This window comes from Pleionea sp. WD8-19 (genome assembly GCF_055326765.1).
In genome coordinates this window covers 241930-264519 of record NZ_JBUZOU010000002.1, presented here as the reverse complement: position 1 = coordinate 264519, position 22590 = coordinate 241930, and the positions used below count along the sequence as shown (strand labels likewise).

Genomic DNA, 22590 nt, shown 5'->3' with positions numbered 1-22590 from the left:
TTCATACTAATTTGATAATAGTCTGTGTTTGGCTGCTGGGTATTAATTGAGTGTGTGAAGATGAAAACTTAGAGGAATAGTTGAGTGGAAAGTGAAACTCTTACAAGAAAAGTTTGGATTGTGACACCATTTTTTAATAGGTTTGAGACTTTAAAAAGATATTTTAAATGTTTGGATTTACAATGCTTTAAAAATTTCTCATTGGTATTGGTTGACCATGGAACGATCCCTGTGGAAACTAATATTATCTTGCCTGATTATGTAAAATTAGTTAAGGCTTCACCAGAACATTGGTGGACTGCGGCGTCTAATGTCGGCATAAATTACGTTTTAGATCACGAAGATTCGACAGACGATGATATTATTATCTTGCAAAACGACGACTCTACGTTTTCTTCTAATTTCGTGAGAAATCTCTCGTTAGCTGTATGCAATGAAAATGCATTTGTAGGGGCTGTAGGTGTGAACAGAGATTCTCAAAAGATTATTCATGCGAATATGGTCTTTAATCCCAAAAAAGCCAATTACACCTATCTACACCGAGGAAAAGATGTTTCAAGTTTAGGGAGCGCGGCGTTGGAGAGTGATGTACTAAAAGGGAGAGGTGAGGCATTTACTATAAAGATGATCAAATCTGTTGGACTCTTAGAAGAGAGACTACCTCAATATAAGGCTGATCACGAAATTGCTCTTAGGGCAAAAAGAAAAGGATTTTCCGTCGTTGTTACACCTACCGCAGTAACGGAGACAGTGCTTGACACTCAGGAAGACAATATAGGTGGAACAAATGCGTTCAGTAAGTTTTGGGTGATAATGTTTGGTAGGAGAAGCACGTGTAATTTAATTGACTCAGCTAAGTATTTTTACATCAGCTATAGCTTTTTCAAAGCTACGAGATACTTTTTAACTTCATCGATCATTACTGTTTCTTTCGCGTTGTATGTGTTTTCTTCTATGTTTTTTAACGTCGGTAAATATAGAAGAAAAAAGTGCCTAGAAGGCTAAAGTAAACACATTATCTAGAAATGATTAAATGAATTGATCCTGATTTTTTAAGCCTACCCTTAAAGTTTTGAGCTCATATTAGTGAGTCATTAAGGGGGCTAGTTTCAGTTTTTTCATAATCGTTCATCAAGTATTTTTGTTCGAGTTTTTATCTTTTGGAGAGCCTTTAATTTGTGCGGCATTGTGGGATTTTTCAGTAGAGAAAAATATATTGGAGTAGAATCTATTGTTCGAATGAACAATGCGATTCATCATAGAGGACCTGACGACGAAGGGTATGCCCTTATACGGAAAGACGGGATACAGTTTGCTTGCGGTCATGATAGCAATTCACTTATTAAAGATAAGCTACCGCAGATAGAAGAGTATTATCAAGAAAGGTTTAACTTAGCGCTGGCACATAGAAGGTTTTCTATAATAGATGTGAGCCATGAAGCACACCAACCCTGGCTAGATCAAAAGTCTGGAAATGTTATAGTCTTTAACGGCGAAATCTATAACTATATCGAGTTAAAAAAAGAGCTTTTAGCCAAGGGAGAAGGCCCCTTTATTTCAAATTCAGATACTGAAGTATTGGCAGTGGCGTTTCGTGTATGGGGAGAAGAATGCTTTAAAAGGTTTAACGGTTTTTGGAGTGTAGCAATATATGATAAGCAAAATAATCGGTTGTGCCTATCAAGGGATAGAGTAGGTAAAAAACCTCTCTATATTTTCCAGAACAACCAAGGGCTATACTTTTCTTCCGAAATTAGGTCGTTGAGGTTAGGTGTTGCAGAGGCCGGACAGTCTTTAAGTAGTGTCAATCGTGAGTCTGCATTCCTTTATTTGCAGCACGATAGACGAGATTCATTTCACCATAGCATGATCGAAGGAGTTGAGCAGATTCCAAGGGCTAGTTATATGTTAGTAAATATGGATACCGGAGAGTCAAAGGTTGGCGAGTACTGGAGCCTGCCCAAGGAACGGTACAAGCAACAAGACATTAGCATTGAGAAAGCCTCCGAAGAATTAAAGGAAAAGATTTCGAACGCTGTAAGGATACGTTTAAGGGCAGATGTACCGATCGAGGCAAATTTAAGTGGAGGTTTAGACTCCGGTGCGATAGTTGCTCACGCGAGTCGTATCCTTGGTAGTTCCCGAAAAATAAGAACTCATACAATTCGGTATGAGAATAACCGTTCACTTGACGAATCTCAAGGAGCTCGAGATATCGCTAATTTTGCTAATGCGGATCACAGCGAAATTACGATTTCCTCTGACGATGCCTGGAAAAAACTAGATTACTTAATTGATGCAATTGAAGAACCAGTACATTCAATGGCTTCATACGTCCAATGGTTGGCTTGGAAATCCATTGCTGAAGAAGGTTTCAAAGTTATTTTGCACGGCTCAGCTAATGATGAGCTAATGATGGGGTATAGTTACTTAGCACAAATTGAAGACGTTCATAAAATAAACCAATTTCGCTTTCCTATGAAAATGCAGGGAGAATATATTTTTTCCTATAAGAGCTTGGGGCGTTTGGCGAAGTGGTCATTGAACGGTACTATTTTTCCAAAGGTGACACAAAGAAAGAGCAAAAAGTCGACTGAAAATACTCTTGTTATGGATTTGTTCAAAAAAGATTTTATCGAAGAGACTGCTCAGATAAATCGACAATTTGAATCTTATTTTGCCGAAGCTAATACTAGCGGTGGTTCCCGAATGCGAGCAGACTTCGAGCAATTAAGAATTCCTTATTGGTGCAATTTTATGGATAAAAGTATGATGAGTATTCCTGTTGAAGTCAGAATGCCTTTTTTAGATCATAATCTTGTAGATTTTGCTTTTAAATTGCCGGTTGATTATCACTATCACAATGGGACAACAAAATTTCTATTAAGAAAAAGCCTAAAGGGAATGCTTCCGAAGCATATTCTTTGGAATAAAGTTAAAACTGGATTTTCCGTACCCAAGCGAGAGTGGATTTCAAAGAATAGGAAGCTTTTTGAAGATGTTTTCGATAGTGATGAACTTAGTGAGTTTATAAATACCAATTATTTTAAAAGTAATTTGGATAAAATCCCGGTAGATCACATATGGAGAATAATAAACTTTTCCAAGTGGCTAAGAATTCATAGACTTAGAGGATAGTATGTCATCAAATAAAGAGTACTTAAAGTCAGTACTGTTAAAATCAGCAAATGCCGGGTTAGCCCTTCAGGATAGTCAATCTGGCGCAATGCCTTCTGGGCATAATGGGCCCTATAAAGATGAAGAAACTCCCATTAGAAATACTGGGCATTGGCTAATTACTTTCTCAAGGGCCTATAAAGTGTCAGGCGATAAGCGGTTTTACCTGGCTGCAAAAAATTGTAAAAAATTTATTATGGATACGAACGGTGATAAAAGAGGAAGAACTTTTTTACATCGATTGAAAGAAGGAAAAGACCAGTGTAATGGGCTGATAGGGCAGGCATGGACAATTGAAGCTTTAGTTGAAGCTTATCATCTTTTTAATGAGAAAGAATGTATAGATGTTGCTGTTAATTTGTTCAATGCGCATCCGTTTTGCGAAAGAAAAGGCTTGTGGAAACGGAAAGAACCTAACGACAAAGTACTTGGGTTCGACACAACTTTTAACCACCAACTTTGGTTTGCAATGGCCGGCGCTTTGCTTATTGGCGAAGATGATAATATTCGTGAAAAAGTAGAAGTGTTTATCGCCAATATTCCGAGTAATTTAGTTTTGAGAAATAATGGAAGGATTGGACAAGAGATTTATTTAGGTTTCGTTGAATCTGTTATTAAACCCAGTATAAAACTACTTGTTAGGCCCTCGGAGTCGAATTATATGAAGCTTAAAGAAGTTGGATATCATGCGTTTAATACCTTTGCATTTGCAATTCTTAAGACTACCCTTCCCAACAGTGAGTTTTGGAAAACTCAACCACTTAAAAAGCTTATTGACTACTTAAACAGCGAAGAGTATAGGCGCTTTATTTATGAAACTAAATATGGTTTTGAGTATAACCCGCCCGGTTTCGAAGTGTTCTTAACTCAGCAGGTATTTTCGGCTGAAGGACTTGAAATTAGTTCAGAGCTCGTTAATGACTTGTTAGCATATCAGCTAAAACACGGTTTCGACCAAACCAAAGGGATAATGAATGACAATTGTCATGATCCTCAAACTAATGCCGCTAGAGTATATGAACTAGCTCGTATTTTTTAGCCTTGTATGAAGAAGCGACTACTATTTTTATTTATATTAACTACACCGTTGTTTCAGTATAACATAGCTCTTGGCCCCGTTGGTTTATCACTTGACCGGCTTTTTTTTATTGCTTTAGTCGGTGTTTTAGTACTGTCGCAATTACTGAAGCCTAAATTACACATATCGATGTATACAGCTTTAGCTTGGCTGAATGTATTATTGGTTTTGCTTGGCGGAGTCATTGCCATTCAACCACAGAACAAGACGTTCTTGATGGCGATATACACTTCTATTACTCTGTTAGTGATTTCACAATCTGAAAACAGGCAAGACACAGTAATCAAAGCGCTAGTTTTTGCGTTTGGTTTTTATATTATTTTCACTATTCACGGTATATATCATTGGATTTCAGAGGGCAGTGCGGTAATAAAAATTCCATTCTCTGACTACATGCCTTTTTTGAAAAGTTCTACATTGGAGCATGCTGAAAAAATATCTAAGTCGTATTCAATTATACCAAGGTTGTCGTTTCCACACTCGACACCTCCGCACCTTTCGATTGTCATGGCGAGTTATACAATTTTTTTCTTTTACCTAACTAAGGAAAAGAGATTATTAGATGCAAATAGTAGTGTGCTTCCATTGGTAATATTATTTGTGTTGTCAATCATTATCAATTTAACGACGATTTCTAAAAGTGGTGCATTATCATTGATGGCCGGTGGGTTAGCTTACATGTTCGTTCTAGGTGGAAAGAGAAGTTTATATCCATTTTTGAAGTTAACTCTGGTAGTGTTGTTAGCACTTTTCATTCTAACAATAACTGAGAATGAGATGATTCTTCTGGTTGCAGATCGATTATTTGATACTGCTGATTACTCAACAACCTCCAGAGACTCACATTTAAGTGCTAGACTAAATGCTCTAAAGATTTTTTTTGAACAAGACTTTATATTTCAGCTCTTTGGAATAGGTGTTGGAAATTATCCTGGCTTACACAGTCATATGACGTCGCTGACAATTCTCGTTGAAAAAGGTATTTGGGGGTTTGTTGTTTTTAACATGTTGTTTGCCATTTTAGTGATAAAGGCTGTTTTATTGCTTCGGAATTTGGATCGCAGAACTGATGGGTTAAGGTTGGTTAAAAAGAATCGGATAGCATTTGTATTGTCGCTGCTAATCGTTTTGTTTGTAGGGCACGGCACTTATGAATTTAATTATGTAGTGCCACTATGGATTATGCTTGGCGTAGCATACTTGAGCCTACATAATTTAAATAGAATTTACGGCGTAAAGAGAAAAGTTTAATGATTAGTATTATTGTCCCTGTATACAATGGAACTTCATTTATAGAAAGCTTTTTCAAAGGTTTTGAAGGTTTAAAAGGAGAAGTTTTTTTTGAGCTTCTAGTTGTTGATAATAGTTCGACAGACAGTACACTTCAAAAATTACAAGCACTAAAAGATAAGTACTCTTATTTAAGAGTTCTTTCGTATTCGGAAAAGCAAAGTTCTTACGCCGCTCGAAATCATGGAGCCTCTAAAGCAAAAGGCAATATTTTAGTGTTTACGGACTTCGACTGTATCTTAACAAGTGAATATTTTGAAGGGTTAGAAGAGCTTTCCAAACAAAATATTGGTGCAAAATTAATTACGGGGAGCGTTGAAATATTTTATGTGGATAAGAATGTGTATGAGATTTTTGATAAATATACTTACTTAAAACAAGAACACTATGTTGAAAATAGTTACGCGGCAACTGCAAATCTGGTTGTTTCCCGTGATTCGTTTAACGCGATTGGAGGCTTTGATGAAATTACTTCCGGTGGAGACAATCGGTTTTGTAAAAAGGCGAAAGAATTAGGTTTTCTAATTGAATTTTATGAAAAGTTGAAAGTTCTTCACCCTCCTAGAGCTAACTTTGAAGAGCATATTAAGAAGTCTAAGAGGTTAGGTATTGGTCATGGTCAGATACACTTAGCTATTTCTTCAAATATAGTCGCTAAATTTGTATTTTTGATTAAACAGTTTCTTAATATAATATTTCCACTGCATCAAGCTAGAATTTTCTTCAGAATACTCGCGAGTGAAAAGTTGACTGTTGTTGAAGTGAGCCGCTTGCTGAAATTATGTTATTGGGTTGGGGTCTCTCAACGGTATAAAATTATTGTAACTGTATTAAAAAATCAGAAGTCTGGTTAACTAAATAAACTAAGGATAATTGGCAGTAAAAATGAATTTCCTATACAAAGTAAAGCATAATTTGAGGCCGTACTTTTCGACGCACAATAAGTACACTATTAATAAGAGCATTAGTTCTCGTGAGCTGTCGGTTGATTATTGGATCGAAGGTTTTTCAGAGGATTTAATTGGCAAAAAGTGGAAAGTTGAAAATGATATACCTCTCGGCTTATACACTTCAGAACTTAACTTGCCTCTTAAAAGACGTGTTCATGTTTCTGGGCTTTGTGAATACTGCTTCGCTTTGCAAGAGTTAAACAGATTTGAGGAGCGAAAGGCAGTAATTGAGCTGATTAAGTCCGAACTAATAAAAGCTGAAGACACAGAAAGAAACTTTAAATATGCCTATTGGGAAACTTATATTTCTAGTGACTCGGACCAGTATTATGTACATGGGATGGGGCAAGGGCAACTTTTATCTCTTCTTACTCGACACTCTCTTCTCAATAGAGAAGAAGAATTAGATGATATTTTAATCCAGATTTCAAATTCTTATTTGGTGGATTTTGAAAATCCTAATGGGTTCGTACTAAGAAATGATAATCAAGTGTGCTTTGAGGAATATCCAAGATTCCAACATTTTGCAAGACATGTGCTAAATGGATGGATAACTTCGGTTTTAGGTCTATATGATTATCTAGAGTTTGCCAAGAAAACTGAACTGAATGATAAGCTTGTCGAAGAAAAGAAAGATTTGTTGAATAAAAGTATTGAAACATTAGCTTTGAAAGTTCAAGAGTATGATATTGGTTACTGGTCTTTATACAATTTACCTAAAAAGGCACAAAATATTTGCAGTATACATTATCATAGATTGCATATTGCCTTTTTGGATTCTCTTAAGCTTGTTACTGGGCGAAGATTGTTTGCAGAGAGTAGCACAAAATTTCAAAAGCAACTTGAGAGCGCTAGCTGTAGACTTTTTGCTCTATTTGCAAAGTTAGTACTGTGTAATTTAATTAAATATAAAAGAATCTATAAAAAAAGATAGCGCTATTGATTTAATATGATTCAAGCACGAATTACTTTCGATTAAATCGGCATGTGTAATGAGACATAAGAACATTAGGATTGTGATTTATGAAAGTTTGTCATTTGGCTATAATACATAACGTTTTCAGCGATTCGAGGATAATGGAAAAAATGGCTGCGACGACTGCTCAAGATGGCCATAAGGTTTCGATAGTAACATCTAATAGCGACGATACGGTATTCAATGATGTAAAAATCGTCAGTATATCAAAAAAGAAATTAGCTAGGTTAGATATGGCCAAGTCGTTGTTGAAAGTTTATAAAGCAGCGAAAAATGAGAATGCAGAAATATACCACGTACATGAAACACCGCTAATGCTTGTTGCTATATTGTTAGCTACTTTTAATAAGAAGAAGGTTATAATAGATTTTCATGAAGACTTTGAGTCTGAACTGATGTCGAAACACTATTTGTCATTAGTAATGAAATACATTTTTTTGTTTGGTTACAAATTAGTAAAAAAAATAACTTTGAAATTAGTAAGCGGTATCATTCTTGCTGAAGATAGTTATCAAGAAAACTATCTTAGCTATAAGAACACAAACATTGTTCGTAATTACCCATTGAGCAAACAAATAAAATATACGGAAATAGATGCGGGAACAAAAGTTCAATCATATAAATTGTGTTATGTTGGAACAATAACAGAGGATAGAGGTGCTCTTAATTTGATTGAGGCTGTAAAAATTCTCAATGATAAGGCTATAGTCAATTTTGAAGTGGATTTCATCGGTCCGGTCCATTGTTCTGATTTTCTAAAGAGATTGGAACAGAAAATTTCTAGCTACAAACTGACTAATAGAGTAAGGCTATTAGGGCAAAAAAAATACGGTTATATACTAGATAATTTAACAAGTTATCACATTGGGTTTTCAGCGTTGCATGATGACCCAAATTATAGAGGAAGCTTGCCAACAAAGTTGCTTGAATATAACCTTGCAGGTTTACCTTGTATTGCAAGTGATTTTCCTATAACAAGAAAATATGTCGTCGACGGGCATTCCGGCATAATCGTTAAGCCTGATAACTCAAAAGAAGTTGCGAGCGCAATTTTAAAACTGACTTCATCTTTTGATGAATATTTAAAGATGAGACAATTTGCGAGAAATCACGTTTTGTCAAAGTTTAGTTGGGAAGCCGAATATGAAGCATTGCTAAACACATATAACACTGCATTGAAGTCTTAGTTAACTATTTGTAGCAGTATTTTCCTAAACGCAAAGTAATAAACATTTAAGAGAAAAAAATATGTGCGGGATTTTTGGATATGTAGGAAAAACTCCACTATCTGAGAGTGTGTTAGCTGAAGCAACAAAAATACAAGGTCATAGAGGACCAGACGATTCAGGGATTAGGTCGATAAAAGTTAATGGCTGGCATGTTCAAGTGGCCCATCAAAGACTTTCTATTATTGACTTATCTGACGCGGGCCACCAGCCTATGGAAAGGCATGGCGAAAATCGGGTGTTGGTATATAACGGCGAACTATATAACTATAAGGAGATAAAATCGCAACTACTAAAAAAGGGTCGGGAATTTGAATCAAATTCTGATACGGAAGTTTTGTTAGCAGCGTTACACCATTGGGGAATTGAAGACGCAATTTCATTTTTTAATGGTATGTGGGCATTTTGTGACGTTGATATGGAAGCTGGACTACTAAATTTGAGTAGAGATCGTGCAGGAGAGAAGCCGCTTTATATATATCGCCAGGAAGATGAATTTTATTTCGCGTCTGAAGTTAAGGTCTTACTCCATTTAATTGGAAAACGATTGGGTTTAAATTATCAAACGGTGGGTGAGTATTTGTCTCAATCCTTACTAGGCGCGTCAACAGAAACATTTTTCAAAGGCATTGAGCAAGTGGCTGCGGCTCATGTGTTAACGATAGATTTAAATTGCACTCAGTTGAAATACAACGAGTGGTGTTATTGGCAATGCCCTGTAGAAGAAATTACTGAAGTTGACGAGGCTACGCTAGTTGAAGAGATTAGAGAGTTATTTTTTGACTCTGTTAAAATTCGATTTAGAAGTGATGTTCCTGTAGGGGTCTTACTTTCTGGAGGGATTGACTCATCAGCAATTGCCGCGGTTGCCAAAGAACTAAATCCAGACTCTTCATTAAGGCTTTTATCGGCGGTCAGTGAAGATAAAAGATTTGATGAATCTTACTTTATCGACAAGATGTCTGAGTATATTGGGCAGCCAGTCGATAAGCTTGTACTCAAATCCGATCCCATATCTTCTTTTAACGAACTGAATGAAGCTATTTATTTTAATGACTCACCTGTTTCAAGTTTTTCCACTGTCGCTCACTTTCAGTTAATGAAAAAGGCTAAAGAATTAGGTATTACCGTAATACAAAGTGGTCAAGGAGCTGATGAATTGCTTTGTGGTTATAAAAAATACCTTGGTTTTTATACTACTCAGTTAGTGCGGAATAAAAATTATTTAAGTTTAAGCCGAACTTTATTTGAATTTATACGTAACGGGACTGTAATTAATCAATTTTCATTTGCTGAGGCGAAGCGATATTTACCATTTTTTTCAAAGTCTGGAGTCTCTCTTCTTGGAAATAAGTTAGAAAGCGTTATTTCTCAAACTGTCGGATTGCCAAAAGGTATGACTGTACAACAAAGGCAATTGTTAGATGTGAAGAGATTTTCAGTTCCGGCGCTTACACACTATGAAGACAGGATGTCTATGGCTAGCTCTCGCGAGATACGATTACCGTTTTTAGATCATCGGCTCATGGAAAAGCTTATTCCACTTAGAGTAAATCTCAAACTTAAATCTGGCTGGACTAAAAGCATTTTTAGAAAGGCAATGGAGCCTTATATGCCTTCAGAAATAACGTGGAGGAAAGATAAACAAGGTTTTATCAATCCACAAAGTGAGTGGCTAAAGTCGGATCTTAAAAGCAGTGTACTTGAGTACTTTGGTAGCGAAAGTTTAATATTTAAACATGGACTTGTTGACCGAAGTGCGTTGCTAAATTCTTATAAGGAGTTTTGTAATCAACCTGTAAATGGAGGTAAAATTTGGTTTAGGGATATATTTGCACCAATTACTCTTGAAATGTGGTTAAGACACAATGAAAAATACATATCTTAATCTGTGTTTCCTTGTGTACCTGAGGTAAGGAATGAAAATATTATATTTACACCAATATTTTGCGGTACCAGAGTCAAATGGTGGAACTCGCTCGTTTGAAATGGCGCGGAGGTTAGTTAAGAAAGGTCACTCCGTGGAAATGGTTACCACATCTGCTTTTTTACCTAAGGACTGGAAGCTGATTGAAGGCTGGCAAACTATTGAACGTGATGGGATTAAGTTAAATATTTTACATTTGCCTTATTCAAACAAACAAGCTTTTTATAAACGGTTGCTTACGTTTGTAAAGTTCTCGATCGCTTGTTGGAAGAAGTCGCGTCAAATTCCTTGTGACCTGGTTTTCGCGACGAGTACACCCTTAACTATCGCCTTACCAGGTGTCTTTTCGTCTCGAAAGCATAAAGTCCCGATGGTATTTGAGGTGAGAGATTTGTGGCCGGAACTTCCTGTAGCTGTTGGGGCTATCCAAAATCCAATTGTGGTAAAGCTTTTAAAATTGTTCGAACAATGGGCTTATCGAAACTCTAGACAAATAATAGCTCTTTCTCCAGGTATGGCTGAAGGTGTTATATCTACTGGTTATCCAGCAAGGCAAGTTACTGTGATTCCGAATAGTTGTGATAATGAACTTTTCGACGTCAACAACGAAGAAGCTATTAAGTTCCGGCAAAGCTTTGATTGGTTGCAGTCTCGTCCAATGGTTCTCTATGCTGGAACGTTAGGGATTATCAATGGTGTTAGCTATCTTGTCGACTTAGCAGCTAAATTGAAAGCGATCAATTCGGAAATTAGAGTTGTTGTGGTTGGTACTGGCATGGAAGAGGACAAAATAATAAATAGAGCGAAGGAAGTTGAAGTTTATAATAATAACTTCTTTTTGCTTTCTCCGATGCCCAAAAAACAGTTGGTCAATGTTTTTAAAGCAGCAGATATCTCATTGTCTTTGTTTTTACCGATAAAAGAAATGTGGAATAACTCAGCAAATAAGTTTTTTGATACATTAGCTTCTGGAACGCCAATTGCTATAAATTATCTTGGTTGGCAAAAAGATATAATTGAAAATTCGGGTGCAGGATTGTTGCTTGACCCAGATGATATAGAAAGAGCCGCTCGACTTCTTGCCGATCGGATTGGAGATGAAGATTGGGTAAAACGGGCCGGTGCTGCTGCAAAACAGCTTGCAGAAACAGATTTTAGCCGAGAATTTTTGGCGCGTAAGTTTGAAGCCGTCTTACTTAATGCTAGGTAAAATTAGTAGTCATGATTAAGAGAATGTTTGACTTTACAGTGGCTTTGTCTGCACTAGTTGTTTTGTTACCCATAATTTTGATTGTGTGTTGGAAAGTCGCGACTAACCTAGGAACGCCTATATTTTTTATTCAAGAAAGACCTGGGCTAAAAGGGAAGCTTTTTAAAATGATCAAGTTCCGTAGTATGAAAGACTCAGTAGATGAGCAGGGAAGGTCGTTACCTGACAATGAACGATTAACCCCATTTGGAAACAAATTACGAGCTTCTAGTCTTGATGAACTTCCTGCATTGTGGAATGTATTAAAGGGTGATTTAAGCTTAGTTGGCCCAAGACCATTACTTGTTGAGTACTTGCCTCTTTATTCAAGCGAGCAAGCTAGAAGGCATGATGTACGTCCGGGAATAACTGGATGGGCACAAATCAACGGTAGAAATGCCATTAGCTGGGAAGAGAAATTTCAACTCGATGTTTGGTATGTAGAAAATCGGACATTTTGGCTCGATTTAAAAATTCTAATGATGACAGCGATTAAAGTATTAAAACGAGAAGGTATTAACGCTGAAGGTCATGTCACTATAGAGCGCTTTAAGGGAACCAAATGAAACTTGCTATATTAGGCGCTAGTGGTCATGGAAAAGTCGTGGCTGAGATTGCTGAATTAAATGGTTATGAAGTTGTTTTTTTCGATGATGCATTCACAGAAAAAAAAAATGTGGGGCATTGGGATATTCTTGGTAATACCTATGATCTAATTGAATCTCTTACAAAGTTTGCTGGTGTTGTGATTGGAATAGGTAATAGTAAAATTAGAGCTGAGAAATTTCATTTGCTTTATCAGGCGAATGCTTCATTACCTTATTTGATACATCCTCAGGCGACTATTAGTCGTTATGCTAGTTTAGAGAGTGGGTGTGTTGTAATGGCAAATGCTGTAATTAATTCATACGCTCGAATTGGTAGGGGTGTTATCGTTAATTCATCTGCAGTTGTAGAGCATGATTGCATTATTGGTGACTTTTCACATATTTGTCCAAATGCGAGTCTTGCGGGGCGGGTTTGCATATCTGAGCATGTTTGGTTTGGTTTAGGTAGCTGCGCAAAGCAACTAATTACAATAGGTGACGGGGCGGTTGTTGGTGCTGGTTCTGTCGTAGTTGAAAATATTCAACCGGGAGTCACAGTAGTTGGCAACCCGGCCAAAGAGCTGAAAAAATAGTTATGTTAAATACTCCTTTTTCCCCTTGGCCAAGCTTCACTGAAGAAGAAGCTATAGCTATTCGTGATGTTTTGCTCTCAAATAAAGTGAATTATTGGACTGGGCAAGAGTGTCGTGAATTTGAAAAAGAGTTTGCTTCATTTTCGGACTCTGAATACGCGATTGCGTTAGCAAATGGAACTGTAGCTCTAGATTTGGCTCTACATGCTTTAGGAGTTGGTGTTGGAGATGAAGTAATTGTCACACCAAGGACATTTCTAGCATCAGTATCAAGTGTTGTGATTGCTGGTGCAAAACCTGTATTTGCGGACGTTGATCTTAACAGTCAAAATATAGAGGCAAATACCATCGAGCCTCAAATTACTAAAAATACGAAGGCTATTATTGTTGTGCATTTGGCTGGTATGCCAGCCGACATGGAGCCTATTATGGAGTTGGCAGACAAGCATAATATTTATGTTATTGAAGATTGCGCTCAAGCCCATGGCGCTAAATATAAAGATCGTTCGGTAGGCTCGATTGGTCATGTGGGCGCCTGGTCTTTTTGTCAGGACAAAATAATGACAACAGGTGGTGAAGGCGGTATGGTGACAACCAATGACAAGGAGCTTTGGTCTAGAATGTGGTCATACAAAGATCACGGTAAGAATTGGAGCGCAATTTATGAGCGAGCACATCCGCCTGGATTTCGATGGCTACATGAAAGCTTTGGAACCAATTGGCGTATGATGGAAATACAAGCAGTTATTGGACGTATCCAATTACGAAAAATAGGTGAGTGGAGTAAAAAGAGACGGTCAAATGCGTTGATGTTGGATGTTGTTGCTAATAGTCATCCGTTGATTCGAACAGTTATTGTTCCTGATGGCTTTGAACATGCCGAATATAAACATTACTTCTTTATTCGGCCGGAGAAACTTGCTGAAGGTTGGAGTCGTGATCGGATCGTCGAGGAGATTAACTCGTTGGGAGTGCCATGTTTTCAAGGAAGTTGCTCTGAAGTTTATTTAGAAAAAGCATTCGACAATACAGCATTTAGACCACATCAAAGGCTCAACAATGCGAAACTTCTTGGCGAGCAGAGTATTATGATGCTCGTACATCCAACTATAACTCAAGAAGAGATGGGGAAGAGTTGTGAAGTTTTAGATGCAGTTTTGGCTCAAGCGTCTAAAAAAATTTAACAAACTGACAACATTATAAATTTGTTCTACACTTCACGCACTGGTTTAAAACGGATTTATGAGTTTGTTGAAAAATTGAATTAATGTTAAATGTAAAGATGTGCTACTTAGATATATTTTATTGTAAATAAATATAATTAGTTGATCAGAGCTTATTAATTAATAAGTGAGTTGCTTTGGGTTGAGTAGTAATCGGTTATAATTAAGCTTATTGCTTTAGGAATTCTGACCATTTTAAACGGATGTGACTATACTATGCGGCATACAATTGAGGTAAATTGTTAGAGGCTACAATGGCAAATAATAATTATCAAATATCAAAAGCAGTAATTCCTGTTGCAGGTTTAGGGACTAGAATGCTTCCCGCAACTAAGGCTATACCAAAAGAAATGCTTCCTATAGTAGATAAGCCATTAATACAATATATAGTAAGTGAATGTATAGCTGCCAATATAAAAGAAATTATTTTAGTTACTCACTCTTCAAAAAATGCTATAGAAAATCATTTTGACAAGTCTTTTGAGCTTGAAACCACGCTTGAAAAACGAGTTAAAAGACAGTTGCTTGAAGAAATTCAATCAATTTGTCCAAAAGACGTTACAATAATGCATGTTCGTCAGGGTGAGGCGAAAGGTCTTGGTCATGCAGTTTCAGTTGCACGCTCACTTGTAGGCGAAAATCCATTTGTTGTTGTTCTCCCTGATGTATTAATTGATGAGTCGACTTGTAATTTGAAAGAAGAAAATCTATCTGCAATGTTAAAGCGATTTAATGAAACTGGAACCTCACAAGTTTTAGTTGAGCCAGTTCCGAAAGACAAAGTGTCGAATTATGGGATTGCTGATTGCAATGGCTACAAATTGATAGCCGGACAATCTGCTCCAATGACTCGTGTTGTAGAAAAGCCTAGTGTTGAAGATGCGCCTTCTAACCTGGCTGTTGTTGGTCGATATGTCTTATCTGCAGAAATTTGGAAGCTACTTGATAAAACAGTTCCAGGAAAAGGTGATGAAATTCAATTGACGGATGCCATTGACTCTTTAATGAATAGTGAAAAGGTGGAAGCTTTCCATATGACAGGAAAATCCCACGACTGTGGAGATAAACTAGGCTATATGAAAGCTATTGTAGAATATGGCATGAAGCATAAAGGTATAGGGGTGGTTTTTTCCAAGTTTATTGAAGAACTTTCTTTAACCCAGAAATAAAAACATGGTGTAAAAATGAAAATTGCTGTAGTTGGTACAGGTTATGTTGGGCTTGCTAATGCTGTTCTCTTAGCTCAGCATAATCAAGTGGTTGCGTTGGATATTGATCAAAGGAAGGTAGATTTAATAAATGATAAAATTTCTCCAGTTGAGGACGATGAAATAGAGTCTTTTTTAAAAGGAAAAAGCTTGGATTTGTCTGCGACTACAAATCCAGACTTAGCTATTCGAAGCGCAGACTTTGTCATTATAGCGACACCTACTAATTATGATGTTGAAACTAATTATTTTAATACAGCCTCTGTTGTGGCTGTAATTGAAAATGTTCAAAAAATAAATGAAAATGCGTGTGTAGTTATTAAGTCAACTGTTCCTGTGGGCTTTACTAAAAATATTAGAAAAAAGTTTATCCGTAACTGCATACTTTTTTCACCTGAGTTTCTCCGAGAAGGTAAAGCTCTTTATGATAACTTATACCCTTCTAGGATTATTGTTGGAGATAACTCTGTGAATGCGAAGAAATTCGCTGAATTAATGGTGAAAGGAGCTGAAAAGAACGATATACCTGTTTTATTTACTGATTCAACTGAAGCTGAGGCAATTAAGCTTTTTTCTAATACATACCTAGCAATGAGAGTTGCGTATTTTAATGAGCTTGATACATACGCAGAAACCCATAACTTAGACACCCGACATATTATACAAGGTGTAAGTTTAGATCCTCGGATAGGTGATCATTATAATAACCCATCTTTTGGATATGGCGGGTATTGCTTACCTAAAGATACGAAGCAATTATTAGCAAACTATAAAGATGTACCAAACAATTTGATAAAAGCAATTGTAGATGCCAACTCCACAAGAAAGGACTTTATAGCAGAGTCGATTTTAAAACGGGCACCTGTAAAAGTTGGTATTTATCGGCTTGTTATGAAGACTGGATCAGATAACTTTCGTTCTTCTTCGATTCAAGGAATAATGAAAAGAATTAAAGCGAAAGGTGTAGAGGTTATTGTTTATGAACCGGGTCTTGATGAGAAAGAGTTTTACCACTCTAAAGTCACAAACTGTTTAAAGGAGTTAAAGTCAACCTGTGATGTAATCATTGCAAACCGGATGGTTGATGAGTTAAAGGATGTAGAGCATAAGGTTTATACACGAGATTTGTTTGGAAATAATTAGAGGTCATTCATTGTGTGGTCGGCTGAAACATCTACACAAAGTGACTCTGAATGCTTGATTTTTAGAGATGGCTGTTCGAGTTTAAAAGAGTTTAGTGTGGATGATGAGTAAATTAACCTTAAAAACAGGTTACTCGCTAGCGTAATCAATATAATAGTCTATCATTTATGCAGAGTTTAGAATTTAGAATTTAAAAAAGGAACAACTTTGAACATAATCTCAGAAATAGCCTCCTCGTTACTCGAGTCTCCGCGTCCTATTAAGAGGCTTGTAACATTAGGGTATGACACGCTCTGTTTGCCTTTTTGTATTGCTTTAACTCTGTGGGTAGAAAAAGGTTATGCAGTAATATGGCAACTTTCCGATGTGTTGATTGCATTTGTTACAATAGTTTGCTCAATTCTTATTTTTGTCAAACTAGGTTTTTATAGAGCGATTTTGAGGTATATTGGGGTTGCATCTATATCATTGATTTTACTGGGTGTTTCTCTTAGTTCTGCAGTGTATGGGGTGAGCTATAGATATGTTCATGGGAGCTTCTCTATCTCTCAGATATTGTTCTACTGGGCGTTTCTTACCATTTGTATTGGTGGTTCTAGGTTAATTTTTAAAGCCTATATTGAAAGTAAGAATAAAAAGAGTAGTCATGTCGTTATTTATGGAGCTGGTGCGGCAGGTAGACAACTTGCGTCGGCATTAAGGTATGGGGATCGTTACTCTCCGGTCGCCTTCATCGATGATGAACCGACACTTTTTCAATTAGAAATTGAAGGGCTGAAAGTTTATTCACCCTTGTTGTTATCTGACATTCTCAAAAAGCACAAGGTTACTTGTGTATTTTTAGCTTTACCATCGGTATCGCACGCTAGGCGCAGTGAGATATTAAATCAACTAGAATCGTTTCCAGTTAAAGTAAAAACTATTGCTGGAATGGAAGATATTGTAAGTGGAAAGGTACGAATTGAAGAGTTAAAAGAAATAGATATAGATGACTTATTGGGAAGAGACGCTATTAAACCAAATTCAAAATTATTAAGTGCTTGTATTGCTGGTAAAGTGGTAATGGTAACTGGAGCAGGGGGTTCCATTGGTTCGGAGCTGAGTAGGCAAATATTGAGCTTACACCCAAAAACTTTGTTGCTTTATGAGATATCTGAGTATGGGTTGTATAAAATCGAACAGGAGTTGGTTGAATTAAAGAAAGAGCTTGATATAGAGACAGAAATTATTGCTTTGATTGGTTCTGTACAACACAAAAATCGATTAACTTCGACAATGAGTTCATTTAAAGTGCAGACTGTCTATCATGCCGCTGCTTATAAACATGTACCTATTGTGGAGCATAATATTGTTGAAGGTGTACGGAATAATGTTTTTGGTACTTGGTATGCGGCAGAGTCAGCTATTGAAGCGGGTGTTGAAAAGTTTGTTTTAATTTCTACCGACAAGGCTGTTCGGCCAACTAATGTTATGGGGGCAAGTAAGCGACTTGCAGAGCTAGTATTACAAGCAATAAATCAAAGAAATGTCTCAACCATTTTCACCATGGTTCGGTTCGGGAATGTATTGGGTTCATCTGGCTCTGTTGTACCTTTATTTCGAGAGCAAATTAAAAGTGGTGGCCCATTAACCGTAACTCATCAAGATATTATTCGTTACTTTATGACCATTCCTGAAGCGGCTCAATTAGTCATTCAAGCCGGTGCAATGGGAGTTGGCGGCGATGTTTTTGTTTTGGATATGGGGGAGCCAGTAAAAATTACTGAGTTAGCAGAAAAAATGATTCACTTAATGGGGCGCTCCGTAAAGTCTAAAAATAATCCAAATGGAGATATTGAAATTAAATATACCGGTCTAAGGCCAGGTGAAAAACTGTATGAAGAGCTCTTGATAGGCGAGAATGTTGAGGGAACGGATCACCCTCGAATTATGACAGCCCAAGAAGAGTATTTATCGTGGCCGGAAATGGATAAAGCTCTCAAAATACTCGATAGTTTCTGTTCGAAGATGGACTGTGACAAAATTATTCAGTTACTTTTGAAAATGCCAACGGGGTATAATCCCCAACATGCTGTTTGTGATTTATTATGGATGATCGATAGAGACAAACGTGTTGTAGAGTCTGAAAAAGTCGTTAACTTCAAAACCCTTTCATAAGCTACCCGACTCTATAAACACTTTATCCCGATTAGTTATCCCAAAATAGCTAATCGGCATACGCCTTTCTAATTTCCTTCCCTTACAATACTTCCCATCCAAATTTACCTTAAACCTTCTGGTTTACGAGGTCGCTAAATGACGCATTTAATTACACCGCACGGTGGAGAGTTGGTTAATCTTCTGGTTTCCGAACAGGAACGGTTAGAGATAAAACAACGGACACGTTCGTTACCGTCTTGGGATTTGTCGCATCGGCAGTTGTGCGATGTAGAACTGTTATTGAACGGTGGTTTTTCTCCGCTAAACGGTTTTTTAGGGCCGTCGGATTATCAATCGGTATTGGATTCCATGCGTTTGAATGACGGTACGCTTTGGCCAATTCCAGTGACTTTGGATGTGACAGCTAAGTTTGCTGACTCGGTGAACTCCGGTGAAGAAGTGGTCTTGCGAGATCCGGAAGGGGTCGCAATTGCTATTCTTCAAGTTTCAGATATTTGGTTGCCTGATAAAACTGAAGAAGCGAAAAAGGTGTACGGAACTACGGATGAGTTGCATCCCGCTGTTGATTATTTGTTCAATAAAGCCGGTGATTTTTATATAGGTGGGACACTTAAAGGGCTGGAATTGCCAAGTCATTACGATTACAAATCGCTTCGCGATACACCTGTTGAATTACGCGCTAAGTTTGAAAAGTGGGGTTGGAACAAAATTGTAGCTTTTCAAACTCGTAACCCTATGCATCGAGCCCATCAGGAGTTAACGTTTCGTGCTGCAAAGCAAGAAGAAGCCAACCTGTTGATTCATCCAGTAGTGGGAATGACTAAGCCAGGCGATATCGATCACTACTGCCGGGTGCGCTGTTATGAACATATTCTTTCGCGCTATCCCGAGCAAACAACCATGTTGAGTTTATTGCCGTTGGCGATGCGAATGGGGGGGCCGCGTGAAGCTTTGTGGCATGCGATTATTCGTAAAAATTACGGATGTACTCACTTAATTGTTGGACGTGATCATGCCGGTCCGGGCAAAAACTCCAACGGTGAAGATTTTTACGGGCCCTACGATGCTCAGGATCTTTTAAAAGAATTTGAACATGAGGTTGGTATCAAAATGGTGCCGTTTCATATGATGGTGTATGTGAAAGAACAAGCGGAGTATATGCCGGTAGATGATGTGCCCGAAAATATGACCGTAATGAACCTTTCTGGTACCGAAGTTCGACGACGTCTGCAAGAGGGGTTAGACATTCCCGAATGGTTTTCCTATCCCGATGTGGTGGAAGAGTTGCGAAAAACCAAGCCTCCTCGTCATAAGCAAGGCGTTACGGTGTTCTTTACCGGATTGTCCGGTGCAGGAAAGTCCACCATTGCGAACGCTTTAATGGTTAAGTTGCTTGAACTCGGCGGGCGTGCCGTCACCTTGCTTGATGGTGATTTAGTACGCAAGCACTTATCGTCTGAGCTGGGATTTAGCAAAGAGCATCGCAATATTAATATTTTACGAATCGGTTATGTGGCCAGTGAAATCACCAAAAATGGCGGGTTCGCTATTTGCGCGCCAATTGCGCCTTACCGCCAAACCCGTCGCGAAGTGCGACAATTGATCGAGCAAGAAGGCGGTTTTGTTGAAGTTCACGTTGCAACATCATTGGAAGAATGTGAAAAACGCGATCGTAAAGGGCTTTATGCCAAAGCTAGGCAAGGCATTATTAAGGAGTTCACGGGGATCAGTGATCCGTATGAAGAGCCGGAAAACCCTGAAATTCGCATCGACACCATTGATTGCACGCCCGATGAAGCCGCTCAGCAAATCTTATTAAAGTTGGAGCATATGGGTTATATCAAGTAAAAAAATAGCTCCGAGTTGCGAGTTACTAGTTTCGAGTTAAAAACTAAAAAGCCGATTTTATCGGCTTTTTTAATCTTAAGAGCTAGGATTTTTTCGCAACTCGCAACTCGCAACTCGCAACTGGTCTATTTATGGAACCAACAATTGTCTTAGCAACGGTACTTGCGTGTTTTCTTGCGTTACTCTTCACGCGTCGAGAACCCGAAGCTATTTTTGGAGCGGGCCTGCTGTTTTTAATGCTCATTGGATCGGTATCCATCAGTACCGCTTTGTCTGGATTTTCCAATCCTGCGTTCATTACGGTAGCTTGCTTGTATGTTGTCGCTGCTGGTATTCGAGAGTCCGGTGCATTAAAGCCGGTGATGGGTTGGTTAACCCAAGGTGTTTCATCTCAACAACTCGGAATGGTGAAGTTAACCATTCCCGTGGCATTTTTGAGCTCTATTTTAAATAACACACCGATTGTCGCCGCGCTTATCCACGAAGTGACCAAGTGGTGTAAAAGAAAAGGATGGAGCTCGAGCCAGTTTTTGTTGCCATTGAGTTATGCGGCAATTTTGGGGGGCACTTGCACCCTTATCGGAACCAGTACCAATTTGATTGTTTATGGCTTTATTCAGCAAACCCAATTTGCCGATGCGATTGGATTTTTCGATATCGGGTATATTGGTTTACCCATTACGATTGTTGGTCTTTTATACCTTACTTTTTTTTCGAAACGGTTATTAAAGCCACGAGATTCTATTCAGGCTTCGTTGGGTAAAACGCGCGAATATTGTGTAGAAATGTTGGTCGATGCGAACAGTCCGTTGGTCGGTAAGTCCATCGAGCAAGCAGGGCTACGTAACTTGCATGGCCTTTACCTTATCGAGATCATTCGCGGTAAACTCGTATTAGCGGCAGTTGGTCCAGGTACACACCTCGAAGCGAATGATCGGCTGGTGTTCACTGGATTAGTGGAGTCGATCGGAGAGCTCGTTGATATTCCCGGGTTAATTCTGGCCGAAAAGCAAGTATTCAAGCTTACTGGCAATACCGGCAAAGCGCGTTTGATAGAGGCGGTGATTGGTAATCATAATCCTCTGGTCGGTAAAACGGTAAAGCAGGGACAGTTCCGAAAAAAATACAACGCAGCGATAATTGCGGTTGTTCGCTATGGACAGCGCGTTCGGCAGAAAACAGGTGATATTCAACTTCGTACCGGTGATACGCTTTTATTACTTGCCAGGCGCAGTTTTGTTGAGCAGTTTCGATACTCTAGAGACTTTTTATTAATTAATGGACTCCATGATTTCAATTTTTCCAATGGCAAAAAAGCAATATGGGCCTGGTTGTCTTTGGGGGCTCTGTTGGGTTTGGTTATGAGTGGTTTGGTTCCTGTTGTACTGGCCGCAATGAGTGCTGCTGCAATAATGTTCGTGAGTGGCTGTCTCAATGTGAATCAAGCCAAACAAAGTTTGGACTTGCAAGTGTTGCTGACGATTGGGCTTGCGTTTGGTATTGGAGGCGCTTTAAATGAGTCGGGCGGTGCCCGCTTATTGGCGCAATCAATCCTCTCCGTTTTCGGAGACTCACCTATGGCACTTTTAATTGCTGTCTATTTAATGACTTTATTATTGACGGAAATGGTCACAAATAATGCGGCTGCAGTAATTTCGTTTTCTTTGGTTACAGGCATTGTGGAGTCTTTGGGGTATAACCTTGTTCCTTACGCAATTGCCATAATGATCGCTGCATCTGCCAGTTTTATTTCCCCTTTGGGGTATCAAACCAATTTGATGGTTTACAGCGTCGGAGGCTATCGGTTCAGTGATTATCTAAAGTTTGGGTTACCGTTGAGTATTATTGTATCGATCTTGAGCCTTGTTCTTATACCCATTTTTTGGGAGCTCAAAGTTTGAACTCAAAAACGCGCTCTTAAGAATACTAAGTTGAAGTTTGGTGACTATCCCTTT

At 38.2% G+C, this 22590-nt stretch carries 17 protein-coding genes; all 17 read left to right on the top strand.

Going from position 1 to position 22590, the window contains the following annotated elements:
* Positions 1 to 84 precede the first annotated feature (84 nt).
* Positions 85 to 1005 (top strand): glycosyltransferase family 2 protein, encoded by a 921-nt coding sequence (locus tag ACTUJY_RS03720; protein WP_463614712.1) that lies wholly within the window; start codon positions 85 to 87, stop codon positions 1003 to 1005.
* Positions 1006 to 1176: 171 nt separating this feature from the next.
* Complete coding sequence (gene asnB, locus ACTUJY_RS03715) at positions 1177 to 3138, top strand: asparagine synthase (glutamine-hydrolyzing) (RefSeq protein WP_463614711.1); 1962 nt, start codon at positions 1177 to 1179, stop codon at positions 3136 to 3138.
* Position 3139: 1 nt separating this feature from the next.
* The gene (locus ACTUJY_RS03710) at positions 3140 to 4216 is read left to right on the top strand and encodes a hypothetical protein (protein ID WP_463614710.1); all 1077 of its coding nucleotides are present in this window, start codon (positions 3140 to 3142) and stop codon (positions 4214 to 4216) included.
* 6 nt (positions 4217 to 4222) lie between these two features.
* On the top strand, positions 4223 to 5506 hold the full coding sequence (locus tag ACTUJY_RS03705; protein ID WP_463614709.1) for an O-antigen ligase family protein: 1284 nt from the start codon (positions 4223 to 4225) through the stop codon (positions 5504 to 5506).
* Entirely contained in the window at positions 5506 to 6399 is an 894-nt protein-coding gene (locus ACTUJY_RS03700) for a glycosyltransferase family 2 protein (RefSeq protein WP_463614708.1), read from the top strand. The genes ACTUJY_RS03705 and ACTUJY_RS03700 overlap by 1 nt, the downstream gene beginning before the upstream one ends.
* Before the next feature lie 31 nt (positions 6400 to 6430).
* Positions 6431 to 7429: a D-glucuronyl C5-epimerase family protein gene (locus ACTUJY_RS03695; RefSeq protein ID WP_463614707.1), complete on the top strand. Its 999-nt coding sequence runs from the start codon at positions 6431 to 6433 to the stop codon at positions 7427 to 7429.
* Between the two features lie 152 nt (positions 7430 to 7581).
* On the top strand, positions 7582 to 8658 hold the full coding sequence (locus ACTUJY_RS03690; protein ID WP_463614706.1) for a glycosyltransferase: 1077 nt from the start codon (positions 7582 to 7584) through the stop codon (positions 8656 to 8658).
* Between the two features lie 61 nt (positions 8659 to 8719).
* Entirely contained in the window at positions 8720 to 10585 is a 1866-nt protein-coding gene (gene asnB / locus ACTUJY_RS03685; RefSeq protein ID WP_463614705.1) for an asparagine synthase (glutamine-hydrolyzing), read from the top strand.
* Between the two features lie 31 nt (positions 10586 to 10616).
* Positions 10617 to 11834, top strand: a complete 1218-nt coding sequence (locus ACTUJY_RS03680) for a glycosyltransferase family 4 protein (RefSeq protein ID WP_463614704.1) — start codon at positions 10617 to 10619, stop codon at positions 11832 to 11834.
* A gap of 23 nt (positions 11835 to 11857) precedes the next feature.
* Complete coding sequence (locus ACTUJY_RS03675) at positions 11858 to 12439, top strand: sugar transferase (RefSeq protein ID WP_463614703.1); 582 nt, start codon at positions 11858 to 11860, stop codon at positions 12437 to 12439.
* Positions 12436 to 13053 carry an acetyltransferase gene (locus tag ACTUJY_RS03670; protein WP_463614702.1) on the top strand — a complete coding sequence of 206 codons (618 nt, stop codon included), beginning with the start codon at positions 12436 to 12438 and terminating at the stop codon, positions 13051 to 13053. The genes ACTUJY_RS03675 and ACTUJY_RS03670 overlap by 4 nt, the downstream gene beginning before the upstream one ends.
* Positions 13054 to 13055: 2 nt before the next feature.
* Entirely contained in the window at positions 13056 to 14237 is a 1182-nt protein-coding gene (locus ACTUJY_RS03665; protein WP_463614701.1) for a DegT/DnrJ/EryC1/StrS family aminotransferase, read from the top strand.
* Positions 14238 to 14530: 293 nt separating this feature from the next.
* Entirely contained in the window at positions 14531 to 15445 is a 915-nt protein-coding gene (galU, locus tag ACTUJY_RS03660; protein ID WP_463614700.1) for a UTP--glucose-1-phosphate uridylyltransferase GalU, read from the top strand.
* Between the two features lie 15 nt (positions 15446 to 15460).
* Positions 15461 to 16627: a nucleotide sugar dehydrogenase gene (locus tag ACTUJY_RS03655; RefSeq protein ID WP_463614699.1), complete on the top strand. Its 1167-nt coding sequence runs from the start codon at positions 15461 to 15463 to the stop codon at positions 16625 to 16627.
* A 207-nt stretch (positions 16628 to 16834) separates the two neighbouring features.
* The gene (locus ACTUJY_RS03650; protein WP_463614698.1) at positions 16835 to 18784 is read left to right on the top strand and encodes a polysaccharide biosynthesis protein; all 1950 of its coding nucleotides are present in this window, start codon (positions 16835 to 16837) and stop codon (positions 18782 to 18784) included.
* A 138-nt stretch (positions 18785 to 18922) separates the two neighbouring features.
* Positions 18923 to 20635 (top strand): bifunctional sulfate adenylyltransferase/adenylylsulfate kinase, encoded by a 1713-nt coding sequence (locus ACTUJY_RS03645; RefSeq protein ID WP_463614697.1) that lies wholly within the window; start codon positions 18923 to 18925, stop codon positions 20633 to 20635.
* 131 nt (positions 20636 to 20766) lie between these two features.
* Positions 20767 to 22536, top strand: a complete 1770-nt coding sequence (locus ACTUJY_RS03640) for an SLC13 family permease (RefSeq protein WP_463614696.1) — start codon at positions 20767 to 20769, stop codon at positions 22534 to 22536.
* The last annotated feature ends 54 nt before the right edge of the window (positions 22537 to 22590 follow it).

Excerpts from the sequence above, each read along its gene's own strand:
- ACTUJY_RS03710 (WP_463614710.1), top strand. The coding sequence starts at position 3,140 with ATGTCATCAAATAAAGAGTACTTAAAGTCAGTACTGTTAAAATCAGCA.
- ACTUJY_RS03705 (WP_463614709.1), top strand. The coding sequence starts at position 4,223 with ATGAAGAAGCGACTACTATTTTTATTTATATTAACTACACCGTTGTTT.
- ACTUJY_RS03700 (WP_463614708.1), top strand. The coding sequence starts at position 5,506 with ATGATTAGTATTATTGTCCCTGTATACAATGGAACTTCATTTATAGAA.
- ACTUJY_RS03695 (WP_463614707.1), top strand. The coding sequence starts at position 6,431 with ATGAATTTCCTATACAAAGTAAAGCATAATTTGAGGCCGTACTTTTCG.
- ACTUJY_RS03690 (WP_463614706.1), top strand. The coding sequence starts at position 7,582 with ATGGCTGCGACGACTGCTCAAGATGGCCATAAGGTTTCGATAGTAACA.
- asnB (WP_463614705.1), top strand. The coding sequence starts at position 8,720 with ATGTGCGGGATTTTTGGATATGTAGGAAAAACTCCACTATCTGAGAGT.
- ACTUJY_RS03680 (WP_463614704.1), top strand. The coding sequence starts at position 10,617 with ATGAAAATATTATATTTACACCAATATTTTGCGGTACCAGAGTCAAAT.
- ACTUJY_RS03675 (WP_463614703.1), top strand. The coding sequence starts at position 11,858 with ATGTTTGACTTTACAGTGGCTTTGTCTGCACTAGTTGTTTTGTTACCC.
- ACTUJY_RS03670 (WP_463614702.1), top strand. The coding sequence starts at position 12,436 with ATGAAACTTGCTATATTAGGCGCTAGTGGTCATGGAAAAGTCGTGGCT.
- ACTUJY_RS03665 (WP_463614701.1), top strand. The coding sequence starts at position 13,056 with ATGTTAAATACTCCTTTTTCCCCTTGGCCAAGCTTCACTGAAGAAGAA.
- galU (WP_463614700.1), top strand. The coding sequence starts at position 14,531 with ATGGCAAATAATAATTATCAAATATCAAAAGCAGTAATTCCTGTTGCA.
- ACTUJY_RS03655 (WP_463614699.1), top strand. The coding sequence starts at position 15,461 with ATGAAAATTGCTGTAGTTGGTACAGGTTATGTTGGGCTTGCTAATGCT.
- ACTUJY_RS03645 (WP_463614697.1), top strand. The coding sequence starts at position 18,923 with ATGACGCATTTAATTACACCGCACGGTGGAGAGTTGGTTAATCTTCTG.
- ACTUJY_RS03640 (WP_463614696.1), top strand. The coding sequence starts at position 20,767 with ATGGAACCAACAATTGTCTTAGCAACGGTACTTGCGTGTTTTCTTGCG.